Source organism: Shewanella sp. WE21 (assembly GCF_002966515.1).
Lineage (GTDB): Bacteria > Pseudomonadota > Gammaproteobacteria > Enterobacterales > Shewanellaceae > Shewanella > Shewanella oncorhynchi.
Genome location: NZ_CP023019.1, coordinates 5,221,143 through 5,234,589 on the forward strand (window position 1 = coordinate 5,221,143; position 13,447 = coordinate 5,234,589).

General features: G+C 45.7%; 7 protein-coding genes. 5 read left to right on the top strand and 2 right to left on the bottom strand.

Annotation, left to right across the window (positions count from 1 at the left end; all coding sequences use genetic code 11):
* Positions 1-210: 210 nt before the first annotated feature.
* Both feoB and CKQ84_RS23535 read right to left on the bottom strand, forming a co-directional pair.
* Positions 211-2,505, bottom strand: coding sequence for a Fe(2+) transporter permease subunit FeoB (gene feoB / locus CKQ84_RS23530; protein ID WP_105252942.1), 2,295 nt, complete (start codon positions 2,503-2,505; stop codon positions 211-213).
* Complete coding sequence (locus tag CKQ84_RS23535; protein WP_028760477.1) at positions 2,498-2,737, bottom strand: FeoA family protein; 240 nt, start codon at positions 2,735-2,737, stop codon at positions 2,498-2,500. Before CKQ84_RS23535 ends, feoB begins: the two co-directional genes overlap by 8 nt.
* Positions 2,738-3,177: 440 nt before the next feature.
* Between CKQ84_RS23535 and CKQ84_RS23540 the strand changes: the two genes are divergently transcribed.
* The 5 genes from CKQ84_RS23540 to CKQ84_RS23560 all read left to right on the top strand — a co-directional run bounded on the left by CKQ84_RS23540 (position 3,178) and on the right by CKQ84_RS23560 (position 13,391).
* Positions 3,178-4,137, top strand: a complete 960-nt coding sequence (locus CKQ84_RS23540) for a DmsE family decaheme c-type cytochrome (RefSeq protein WP_173913212.1) — start codon at positions 3,178-3,180, stop codon at positions 4,135-4,137.
* Between the two features lie 13 nt (positions 4,138-4,150).
* Entirely contained in the window at positions 4,151-6,301 is a 2,151-nt protein-coding gene (locus tag CKQ84_RS23545; protein WP_105252944.1) for an MtrB/PioB family decaheme-associated outer membrane protein, read from the top strand.
* 35 nt (positions 6,302-6,336) lie between these two features.
* The gene (locus CKQ84_RS23550) at positions 6,337-8,256 is read left to right on the top strand and encodes an OmcA/MtrC family decaheme c-type cytochrome (RefSeq protein WP_105252945.1); all 1,920 of its coding nucleotides are present in this window, start codon (positions 6,337-6,339) and stop codon (positions 8,254-8,256) included.
* Positions 8,257-8,507: 251 nt separating this feature from the next.
* Positions 8,508-11,036, top strand: a complete 2,529-nt coding sequence (locus tag CKQ84_RS23555) for an OmcA/MtrC family decaheme c-type cytochrome (protein WP_254053155.1) — start codon at positions 8,508-8,510, stop codon at positions 11,034-11,036.
* Positions 11,037-11,438: 402 nt separating this feature from the next.
* On the top strand, positions 11,439-13,391 hold the full coding sequence (locus tag CKQ84_RS23560; RefSeq protein WP_105252947.1) for an OmcA/MtrC family decaheme c-type cytochrome: 1,953 nt from the start codon (positions 11,439-11,441) through the stop codon (positions 13,389-13,391).
* Positions 13,392-13,447: the final 56 nt, after the last annotated feature.

Here is a 13,447-nt window from a genome sequence, read left to right on the forward strand (position 1 = left end):
CCTCTTTGCGAACAATGGCAATTTTAAGAAAACCAGCATGATCCTACAGATCACCACTAGTTACAATGCCTAGGGTTAAAAACTCTGGTTTTTGACTGTCTGGGGTTATAACCGCGATAGTAAAACAATAAAAGCAGCCATGAAAGCTGCTTTTATCTTTGACCTAACTAAGCTGACATTTATTATTCAGTCACGCCGACTCAGTAAATCTTACTCGGTGATAATGCGGATCCCAGGAATAATCTGCTGGCTTCTTTTACCTTTACGTTTCAACCACAGATAAAAAGCGGCTAATGCAAACAAGAAGAAACCAATCCACAGACTTGATTGAACTGGGTGCTGCGTAAAGGTAGCAGCTTGATAAACTACCGTTGCAGAACCATAAGCCAGTGAGAAAGTCCACGTTGCCGCAAACGTCGCCCACCGAGAACCAAACTCATGCACTAAGGCGCCCATTGCCGCAACACAAGGAGTATAAAGTAAGATAAACAGCAAATAGGAGAAAGCCGCAACTTTACCACTAAAACCTGCTTGTAAAGCACCGAAAGTCGATGTCGCAACACCTTGTTCTTCAGCAACGGTTTCTTTATTGGTTAAATCACCGACCGACAGTTTAAGCGGATCTTCAAGATCTAAACCAAACAAGTTAGCTGGAATCGTTGCCAGAGCCGCATTAAAGCTTTCGCTCAATGGTGCAAGCTCTTCATCTGTCGGCGCCGCGCTGCTGTATAGACTGTTTAAGGTACCAACAACCGCTTCTTTAGCGAAAATACCCGTGATAATACCGACGGTTGCTGGCCAGTTATCCTGCTCTATGCCCATAGGCGAGAAGATAGGCGTGATTTTTTGACTCGCGACACTCAGCAAAGATGCTTGGCTATCTTCATGGCCAAATGTGCCATCAACACCAATAGCATTGATGAAGTTCAATAAGGTCACGACTAGAACAATCGTTTTACCTGCGCCTAAAATAAAACTCTTAGTGCGTTTACCAGTACGGACCATAACGGCTTTCAGCTTAGGTAGTTCATAACTTGGTAGCTCCATCACCACAGCGCTACTGCTGCCGGGTAATAAAGTGCTTCTGAGTAATAAACCCGTACCGATAGCGGCAAAGATACCAATAATATACAGCAAGAAGACTAAATTCTGACCTGAATCAGGGAAGAAAGCCGCCGCAAATAGTGCATAAACCGGAAGACGTGCACCACAGGACATAAATGGCGCCATCATCCCTGTCACAATACGCTCACGCTCACTGCCTAAGGTTCGCGTAGCCATAATTGCCGGCACTGAACAACCAAAACCGACAATCATAGGAACGAATGCTTTACCAGGCAGGCCAATACGACGCATTAAACCGTCAACCACAAATGCAGCGCGTGCCATGTAGCCAGAACTTTCGAGGATCGACAAACCGAGGAAAAGCGCCGCAATAACAGGAATAAAGGTTGATACGGTTTGAATGCCTTGGCCGACACCGCCCGCTAAGATAGTGACCAACCAAGCCGGAGAGCCCATGCTCGTCAAGAATGAACCGAAGTGATCGACAAACAATGCGCCAGCAAAAACATCAAAGAAATCAATAAAAGCACTGCCAATATTAATGCTGAACATAAACATCAAATACATCACAAACAAGAACACAGGAATGCCAAGCACAGGATGTAAGACGAGTTTATCTAATTTGTCACTGAGGGTGAGGAACCCTGACTCTTTCACTGAACCTTGAAAAACTTGTTCAACGAAATTAAAGCGCGTGGTCGCCACCATCACTTCAATATCATGGCCTTGCTGAGCGATAATCTGAGTACAGGAATTCACTTCATCCTGCAGTTCAGCATTTTTACAGCTACCACAACCCGAACCATTACCTAGCATAGCCAAAGCGCGGCCGCGACTTAATTGGGCATCTTTGCTGCAGAGTAACTGCACGCCCGCTTCAATTTGTTCATCATAATGAAGCACTAATGGGGCTTCTGAGACTCGGCCTTGAAGTAAATCGAGTACCTGTGCCTGCACTTTAGCGACATCGGCAGGATCTCGCGAACACACGCCAATCACAGGGCAACCCAGCTCTTGGCTCATTTTCTTTAAATCGACTTTAATCCCACGTTTGACAGCCGAATCAATTTTATTCAGCACCACTACCATAGGGATAGCGAGTTCACGTAATTGGGCTGTGAGATATAAGTGACGTTCGATATTAGTGGCATCGACTAAATTGATAATGCCATCGACACGTTGCTCAGCAAGATATTGCTGCGCAATTTGCTCATCAAGTGAACAATCGCAACTATTGCCCGCAGGAAGAAGGTCGTAAATACCCGGTAAGTCTGTCAGATAGACGTCAGCACCGTTTAAGGTGAAATGACCAGTCTTTTTTTCGACCGTAACACCAGACCAGTTACCCACTTGTTGATTTGCGCCTGTTAGCGCGTTAAAGAGTGTAGATTTACCCGCGTTAGGGTTTCCTACTGTGACGCAATGAAACTGCTTAGCCATTCGTCTTTTCCACCTCAATGATGTCTGCCAAATCTCTGCGCATACAAAGTTTACTACCACGAATATCCAGTTCGAGACCAGAGCCCATAGGTGCGTATCGGATCAATAAAAAACGCGTATTTGGCGTGATCCCCATGGACAACAACTTGCGCTTCACGGTTTGTGGCAGCGCCAAACGCCCCACTTCAGAAATAAGACCGCGATCGCCGGGACTGAGTTCGCTTAACTTCATTACGTATTCCACCTTGCAACAGGTTCAGCTCGAAAAACTGCGCCCATTGTAACCGAGCGATGACACTAATAACTTTACCTAGATCAAGATTTTTGATTGGTAACGATAATAGTTTTCAATTGTGTTGGGTATTATGTGATAAAAATTCCAATGAATAAACGACCAACCGAAAATAAAAATCCGCACCTTAGCATTAGTGACTATCAAGCGATGCACAGAAGTCAAAACGCTGTAAACAAATCCCACCCGAAGCAAGTGTGATCAAAATCACACTTAATCTATATCGCCTGTAAAATCATCCTTCTTTACAGTGAAAAGACCACGCAATGTTAAGCACGTGTCACACACTTGTTCTAATATTAACCAAGCTCAATAAGCTAAATTAGCAATGTCGAAAGCGTAAAAATAACAAATATAAATGCACTCGGGAAAACATAACCATGGAAATAGGGCTAAAGTTCAGAAGCATAGCTAAGGCTATGCTATGTATTTTGTTATCAATCGCGAGCGTTTCGGCCTCAGCGACCCCTTGGGATGACAAAAAACCAGAAGAAGTTGTTGCGACATTAGACAAAAAATTCGCCGAAGGTAAGTATTCCGCTAAAGGCGCTGATACTTGCCTGATGTGCCACAAAAAAAGTGCCGTGGTGATGGCAATATTTGAGGGGGTTCATGGCAACCCCAATGTGAAAGATTCGCCTATGGCCGATTTGCAGTGCGAAGCCTGCCACGGCCCGTTAGGGAATCATAATAAAGGTGGCAAAGAGCCGATGATCACCTTTGGCGCAAACTCCCCTGTTCCCGCGCAAAAGCAAAACAGTGTCTGTATGAGTTGCCACAATGACAGTCAACGTACCGCATGGAAAGGCAATCACCACGATAACGCCGATGTCGCCTGTAGCAGCTGCCATCAAGTGCATACCGCAAAAGATCCTATCAGCGATAAAGCCAATGAAGTCACCATTTGTACCCAGTGCCATACCCAACAAAAAGCCGATATGCACAAGCGCTCGGCGCATCCATTACAGTGGCAACAAATGGTGTGCAGTGACTGCCATAATCCCCACGGCAGTTTAAACGATTCAAGCTTGAAGCAAATGAGTGTTAATGAAAATTGCTATAGCTGTCATGCCGAAAAACGCGGCCCTAAACTGTGGGAACATGCCCCCGTCACCGACAACTGCGCTAATTGCCATAATCCCCACGGCAGCGTGAACGAAGCCATGCTGATCAGCAAACCGCCACAACTGTGTCAGCAGTGCCACGCTTCGGATGGCCATAGCAGTAATGCCTATTTTGGCAATCAAACCAATGCCTTCACTTCTGGTAATTCCTGTATGAATTGTCATGGACAAGTGCATGGCTCTAACCATCCTTCTGGCAAATTACTACAGAGATAACAAGGGAATGATCATGCGAACAGCTAAAATGTCTCACCCTAGCGCTTATTTCTCCCTCACTTTGCTGACTTGGGCGATAAACGGTGTTTTGACTCAAGCACACGCCGAAGGTTATGAGCTGCAAGAAGCGAATCGAAGTAGCATAAAGACAGAGGCATGGAGCTGTAAGCAATGCCAACCTAAGACAGGGCATATTGGCAATGTCAGTGCCAGCCTCGCTTACAACGATAGTGAGGACAGCCGTTTCGGTAACAGTACTGGAACAGATAATGATGGTCTCGTTGGTGCCGTCGGTGCGGATATGGTGTACAAAACACCGTCGGGTTATCAAACCGAGCTGGTCGCGGATAAGTTAGGTTTTGATGCGGGCTCAGCCAAGCTCACAACAGGAAGGCCGGGAAACTATCAAATCAACTTAGGTTATAGAGGCTTAGCAAACTATAACCATAATCAACTCAAAAGCCCCTATACCTCAGTGCAAGATAAAATGTTATTGCCCGATAACTGGATAACAGGCGGCACAACGCAATCTATGCCTATGTTACAGAGCAGCCTTGTTAGCCAAGATTTAAGTATTCAACGTGATCGCTTTAGTATCGGTGGTTACTACGCTGGCAAAATATCACCTGAAGGTGACAATAACAGTCACTACAAAGCCTCGCTAAACTATCAGCATGAAGACCGCAGTGGCGCAAAAAAGACCAGTGCCAATATACTCACCAATAGCGTTATGCTAGCCCAACCAATTGATGACAGTACTGATGAAGTCGATGCGAGAGTTTATTTTAACGGTTCAGGCTGGCAAGCAGGCATCAATAGCCAAATCAGCCAATATAAAAATGATCACCAAGCCATGCTGTGGCAGTCTGCCTACACTCCCACCTTTGGTGCAGCATACCTAGGTCAGAATGCGATCGACCCCGACAATAAAGCCTACCGAGTTGCCGCAGAAGCCTCAGGGGGAACAAATGGTCAAAATGTATTGATGCACGCAGGCTTTAGCCGCATGACCCAAGATGACACCTTTATTCCTGCCACCATCAATGGCCCATCGCCCGTCCTGCCTGCGGATACCTTAAATGGCCAAGTTGATATTGTAGAGATGGACCTTAAATATTCAGGACGGATCAACCAAGATTTAAGCATGCAGGCAAGCTACAACTATCAAGACAGAGATAACAAAACGGCTCAATTAGACTTTCCGCAGATCGTCACCGACAGTATTAATCAAGGCACAGCCCAAAATAGCCTTTATGATAAGCGCACCAAAAAACTCGAACTCAAAGGCAAATACCGCTTTACCTCAGTGGCTTATGCCGAAGCGGGTTACAGCCGTAGCGAAAACGATTATGCCGAACTCGACCGCCAATCCGTCGACGAGTCCGGCGTGTTTGCTAAACTAAGTTATCGCTATTCGCCCGCATGGTCAGCTTGGTTGAAAGGAGAAGCACTAGAGCGAGATGGCAGTGAATATCATCCCGTCGCAACCACTCAAAGTTCAAGTAATCCTTGGCTACGTAAATCCTACCTTGCCGATAGAAAAAGACAGAAAGTCACCTTACACACGGATTATCAGAGCGATATTGGTCTATCTCTTGGTGCCAGCTTACACAGCATTAATGACGACTATCATCATACCTTCGTTGGTCTAACTCAGGTGTCCTATCTCGGTTACGACTTGTCAGCCCAATATGTGCTGAGCAGTGACCTCAATTTAACCGCCTTTGTTAACCAAGATTGGCGCGATTCAGACCAAGCGGGCAGTAATTCCTTCTCGACACCCGATTGGTACAGCACTGCCGAGGAAAAATCGACCTTGATTGGTGCAGGGCTTAGTTATCAAAACCTGTTCGATCATCACCTCGATATTGGTTTGGATTACAGCTATTCCGACGGACAGAGTGATACAGAAGTGACCTACGGCATCACCAGTCCCTATGGCGATTTTTACGCCCGCAAACACAATATTAATGCCTACGCCAAATATAAGTTTGCCGACAGTATGTCGCTGCGCGTCGATTGGTTATTCGAAAAATATCAAGATGCTAACTGGCAAAACCAAGGCACAAGCTGGGACACGATTCCCAACGTACTCAGTTTTGGTGATATGGGCCACGATTACAACGCTCACTACTTAGGCTTGACCTTAAGCTACCAAATGTAACTTAGGCACTGACAGCGCATTCCAAGGATAGAAATATGAACAAGTTTGCAAAAATTCGCACTCAATTCAGTCTTATGCTGGCCTTAGTCTCGCTATTAAGCGCCTGTGGCGGTGATAACGGCCAAGATGGTAATCCCGGTGAGCCTGCGAAACCGCCTGCATTAACGATAACTAGCCTTAACATCATGGTAGATAAAATCGCGATGACAGATGGCATTGCTCAAGTGGATTTTCAAGTGAGCAATCAAGATGATGAAGCCGTGATTGGTATCCCATCGGCGACATTTATTGCTGCGCAGCTTCTCCCCAAAGGTTATACAGGCGCGGGGAATAGCAGTGAATGGCAGCACTTTACCGCTGAAACCTGCGCGGCAACTTGCCTTGGCAGTCTCACAGATCATAAAAACGGTCACTACAGTTATACCTTCAGCGCCGCATTTAATGGCATGAATGGAGTGACGTTTATGCCCGAAGCGACCCAAAGAATGGTGGTCAAAATTGGCGGCGATAAACTTGCCGATAACACGCCCTTACCTATAACCAATCAGCATTATGACTGGCAATCTTCAGGTAGTAATGTCGCTTACACCCGCAACTTAGTCACAATAGAGACCTGTAATAGTTGCCACAGTAATCTAGCTTTCCATGGCAGTAGATATAATCAAATCGAAACCTGCGTCACCTGCCATAACAGCAAAAAAGTCAGTAACCCTGCGGATATTTTCCCACAAATGATCCACAGCAAACATTTAACCGGCTTCCCGCAACCCATTAGTGACTGCCAAACCTGTCACGTCGATAAGGCTGAGTTAACCGAACAGCAAAACTGGCGCAGAGTCCCGACCATGCAAGCCTGTGGTGCCTGTCATACACAGATCAATTTCCCCGCAGGCGAAGGACACCCAGTGCAAACAGATAACAGTAACTGCGTGGCGTGTCATAATGCCGACTGGACCGCAAGCGTACACAGTGATGAAGCTAAAAACGCGGCACTGATGCAATTTAGCCCAAGCATCACCAGCGCCAGTATGGATGCCAATGGTACGGTCACTGTTGCGGTTAAGCTGATGAATCCAGCCACAGGAACTGAGTATAGCGAAAGTGCCGATAAACTAAAATTTATCAATGATTTAAGGGTATATGCCAACTGGGGAACCAGTTTTGATTATGCGACCCGTTCAGCTCGCTCGATTAAACTGCCGGAATCCACCCCCATATCAGGCTCTAATGGCATTTATACCTATACGATAGCGGGCCTTACCGTGCCAGCAGGCACTGAAACGGATCATGGTGGACTTGCGATTCAAGGCAGAGTCTGTGCCAAAGATAAAGTACTGGTTGATTGCACGACTGAACTGGCGGAAGTGTTAGTGATTAAATCCAGCCACAGTTATTTTGATATGGCAGCATTGAGCAATGAAGGTCACCGTAGCGTTGTGAGTAATGCAAGCTGCGGTAATTGCCATGGTGATCAAAAACTGAATATTCACGGCTCACGTAACGATCTCGATGGTCAATGCCAGCTATGCCATAACGCCAATATGCTGGCCGATGCGACGGCAGCCAATCCTTCAATCACGTCATTTGACTTTAAGCAGCTGATCCACGGTATTCACACCAGTCAATTCACGGGGTTTGAAAGCCTAAACTACCCAGGAAAAATCGGTAACTGTGCCCAATGTCACGTTAACGATACTGCGGGAATTTCTACCGTCGCCCTCCCCTTAAATTCAGCGGTGCAACCCCTTGCCCTCAATAACGGCACTTTTACCAGCCCAATTGCCGCGGTGTGTAGCAACTGCCATTCAGATACCAGCACTCATAACCACATGGCTCAGCAAGGTGCTGTTTTTGCAGGTACAAAATCCGATGCAACCGCAGGAACTGAAACCTGTGCTTTCTGTCATGGACAGGGCGGAGTCGCGGACGTGTTGAAAGTGCATCCAATAAACTAACCCTATGATGCTGGCCTAAAAAGGCCAGCAACTGCAGATATAAAAGGAACTCATACGATGCAGTCATCTACTCCTAAAGAAATAGTCAGATCTCAGTCACATTACCCGCCTAAAGTGACTGATAAATACCAGTGACTTAGTTAGCCTTACAGATGGAAAACTAATTCCACACATCTTATGCGGGTAATGAGATTTATTCTTATTTGCCAAGCGTTTGATGATGATTACAACTATTGCAGGGAAATATCATGATGAAACGGTTCAATTTCAATACCGCAACAAAAGCGATGTTGGGTGCCGGTTTACTCTCTCTACTACTCGCCGGTTGCGGTGGTAGTGACGGTAAAGATGGTGAAGACGGAAAACCGGGTCCGGTAGGCTTAGACATAAGTCAAGCCACCACACTCAAAGCCACACTTGAAGATGTAAAAATTGACAACGGCACTGTCAGCGTAGACATAGTACTAACGAATGCGAATGGCGTTCCTGTGACGGGTCTAGAGCAATACGCTCAAATCAATGCTATCGGATTGGGTATTGCAAAACTTACCCCTGAAAGTGGCAAAGGTTACAAAACACCTCAATGGGTCAGCTATATCAACTCAGTGAAAGCAGCTGATCCTGCACGCAGTCTTGCAAATTATAGCTATACCGATGGTAAAGATAGCGCTGGCAATCCTATTACTAAAGAAGTGAAATTTACACCTGGTGATGCTATTCAAGCGAACATCGAATCTAGTTGTAAAACCACTTGTTTAACAGTGGTTGATAGTGGCGTTTACCGCTATACCTTCCAAACTAATTTAAGTACTTTGCCCGCTATTGAAGGTCTCGATTTAACCTACGACCCAACATTAATACATCGCATTACTTTAGAACTTCAAACCGATGGCAGTAAAGATGCCAAGTTAGTCAACAGCCATATCGACTTCTTACCAAGCGATAACTTTAGAGTAGCTAAAGAGACGGAAACGCGTACGGTTGTCGATTTAGAAGCGAACTGTATCAAGTGTCACAGCACAAATTATAGCGATACATCTTCTACTGCTAAGCCATTAGCACTACATGGCGGAAGACGGATCGGAATAGCAAACTGTCAAGTTTGTCATACCAGCTACAGTAAAGATCCAGAAACAGGATCACCTTTAGATATGGGCGCCATGGTTCATGCCATTCACAAAGGTACTTACGCTATGGTGGGTTACAGCGGAACGGCTTATGACTTTAGCGGTACTATGGCTAAAGCTGCGGCTGAAAGTGGCTACCCACAATACCGTGAAGGTAAAGACGTTTCTGAACGAGTCACTCTGCCAGTCTCTATCGGGAACTGCCAGTCTTGCCATAGCACAGATGACAAAGGACCCGTTGATGCCGCGAGCTTTAAACATCACAAAGGTTTAGCCTGCGCATCTTGTCACATGTCAGGTTTTAATCCAGTAGATAACAGCGAATGGTTAACGCCACCTGAAGGTCAAAAAGACCGTGGTTTCGTTGGTAACTATTTCCATTACTATGCAACACCTGAAATTGACGGTATTCCAGGTGCAAACCTAGTCAATGTATTCCAAACTGGTGGTTGTGCTTCTTGTCACGCCGAACAAGGTGAAGAAGGCAGCGCTAAATATCACTTAGCAAAAGCTAATGCCACTAAGTTACTGCGAACTGAATATGCCTATAAGTTAGAAAATGGCACATTTGATGTGGCTAAAGGAGAGTTAACATTCACAGTCGATTGGCACAGTGATGTTGCTCCACATCAAGATCCTAAAGTGAAAGAGTTTTGGGTCAGCTTAACGGCATTCAATGGCACTGAATACACCATGGGCCCACGTCCATCGAATGGTACTTTAGGTCGTAGCGAAAACCGTATTTCTGTAAATTTGGCCAAAGTTGAGACTAACGCTAACTTAACAGCGGTACCAAATGGCTCAAAAGTAACATACACATTAACAGGCATTAAAGCTGTTATTGGCACAAGTTCTGTTCCATACAAACAAATTGTTAGTATTGGTAAAGGCTTCATGGACGGCAAATTGCTGATCTGTGCAAACTCTGCAGAACTCGATCCAACGATGGATGCTGCGATTGATTGTAGTAACACTGAAGCACCAATCTACGAAGTGATTGTTGGCAGTAATAAAGCTTCATTCTCTGCCGATGCAAGTAATGTTACCGCACGTAGCATAGTCGTCTCTGAAGCAAAATGTGCTAACTGTCATGGTGAGAAAGCTGACTTTTCAGCCTCTCATGCGCTGACCCATGCGGCAGACAAGCCTGATAACAGCTGTGGTACTTGTCACTCTGCTGTACCTAATACCGCGGTAGCTTTAGCCGATGGTAGTTGTGTGGCTTGTCACAATGGCGCTCCTGCTCACAGTAAAAAGCCATTTGAACGTGGTTTTGACTTTAAAGTCATGATCCACCAAATTCACGCTGATACTCGCAGTGTGCGCCGTTTAACAACAGATGCAGCAACCTTCCCTGAAAACCCAGCGAACTGCGCGGCTTGTCATGATAAAGGTCAACTTAGCTTAGCTACACTAGGCGATAAACCTGCGTTCTTAGCAAGTACTGGTGAATACTCACCAACCGTTGCAGCTTGTGCATCTTGCCATGCAACGACCGCAACTGACAGCGCAGTGATAGGTCACTTCGAAACCAATGGTGGTGTATATAACGCTGCTGCTGGCACTTATACTCCTGGTAGCGAAACCTGTGCGACCTGCCATGGTGAAGGTAAATCATTTGGTGTGGATAAAGTTCACCCAGTGAAATACTAATATGGAACCGAGTAACGAATCGCAAATCAGTCGTTACTCACATTAAATTCAGCAAAATCCCCCGCACTGCGGGGGATTTTATTTACATAACAGCAATCCCATTCAAACCTTGCTTTTATAGTATAAAGTCAACGCACATTACCCAGATAAAATCCGCTGTTTTTTTGTTCTAGAATCATTTTTACCTCTCGCTTTAAATACCTCTTTAGAAATAGAAAGATCCAAGTCACACATTAGCAAAGGCCTTGGAGATTTTAAGGTCATGTTAGGTTAGCCTTTCCTTGGGGAATTCTATTTCCAGCATCCACTTAAGTCGCTTCTAGTGACCAAAAACACAGACATAGAATCTGTTGGCTCTAGAACATAGCGTTTAAGCAATGCCAAACCTATGCAGGGAAAAAAATGATGAACGCACAAACAACTAAAATCGCACTGCTGTTAGCAGCAAGTGCAGTCACTATGGCCTTAGCGGGCTGTGGTGGCAGCGATGGTAATGATGGTAATCCCGGTGAACCTGGTGGCGAACCTGCTCCAGCGATTCAAACCCTTAATTTCGCCTTTGACAAATCTGTCGTCACTAACGGTATTCCGAGTGTTGAGTTTACCGTCACTAACGAAAATGATTTACCCGTTGTTGGCCTACAAAAAATGCGTTTTGCCGCAGCACAATTAATCCCACAAGGTGCAACTGGTGCAGGTAATGCGTCACAATGGCAATACTTTGGTGATGAAACCTGTGATGTCGCTGCAACATGCCCAGGGACTTTCGTTGACAAGAAAAACGGTCACTACAGTTATACTTTTAGTATGAACCTGACCGCTAACACTAAAGTCACCTATAACGAACAGTTAGCTCAACGAGTATTAATCCGCGCTTATAACACTCCGCTTCCCGATGGTACTCAAGTACCAAATAGTAACGCCTTTGTCGACTTCACTGCCGATACTGGCGCACTGCCAACATATAGTCGCAAAATTGTCGCCACAGAAAGCTGTAATACTTGTCACCAAGATTTAGCCAATGTTAAACATGGCGGCGCGTATTCTGACGTTAATTACTGTGCAACTTGCCACACTGCCGGAAAAGTTGGCGTAGGTAAAGAGTTCAATGTTCTCGTTCACGCTAAACACAAAGACCTCACCTTAGGCTCATTAGAAAGCTGTCAAAGCTGTCACGCAGCAAATGAGGCTACGCCTGATTGGAGTAATTGGTCACGTATCCCAACTGCCGCCTCATGTGGAAGCTGCCATAGCGCAGTGGACTTTGCAGCCGGTAAAGGTCACTCACAACAGCTAGATAACTCTAACTGTATCGCCTGTCATAACAGCGATTGGACTGCAGAACTGCACACAGGTAAGACTGCAGACAAAAAAACCGTTATCGCTCAGTTAGGTATGTCAGCAGTACTTGCTGGTCAAGCTGATGATACAGCAGTATTAACCGTGTCTATCTTAGACAAAGATGGTAACCCAATTGATGCGGCAACCGTTCAAGATAAGATTAAACGTTTAGAGTCTGTTACCAACGTTGGCCCTAACTTCCCGATCATGGGCTACAATCCAAGTCCAGGTAGCGGTAAAGCGAAAATAGCGAAAGACTTAGTCAAAGATGGCGCACTGCAAGAAGGTGTAACCTTAGTTGACGGTAAATTGGTCTTTACAACACCCGCTCTACCTTTCGGTGCAGGCGATACTGATACCGCCTTTACCATTATCGGTTTAGAAGTGTGTAGCACTGGTACAAGCTTAACCGCATGTACCGCTGACAGCGCAACAACAAGCATGAAAGCCGAGCTAGCTTTTGGCACTAAGTCTGGTAAAGCACCGAGCATGCGTCATGTTAACTCAGTTGAGTTTGGTACCTGTCAAGGTTGTCACGGTGATAGCTTCGAAATTCACAAAGGCCACCATGCGGGTTTTGTGATGACAGAACAGCTATCACATGCAAAAGATGCCAGCGGTAAGCCAATCGTCGGTGTGGATGCGTGTGTCGCTTGTCATACCCCAGATGGTACCTATGCAAATGGTGCTAACAAAGGTGCGTTGGAGATGAAGTTACACGTTGTTCATGGTAAACAAGGTGTCATCAAAGAATGTACCCAATGTCATAACGACTTCAACCTAGATGCATTCAAGGTCAAAGGCGCTCTGGCAACAACTGCGGGTAAATACACCACACCAATCACTGCCACTTGTACTTCATGCCACGCGCCAGAATCTATTGGCCACGGCTTAGAAAATATGGGCGCGATTGTGAACGGTGATTATGTTCAAGCCAATCAAGCGGCGCAGTCAGAAACCTGTTTCTACTGTCACAAACCCACACCAACAGATCACACTCAGGTGAAGATGTAATTTGCCCAAGCAGGGGGAGTTCGCTCCCCCTTTCTTGAATTTTGTTGGGACAAATT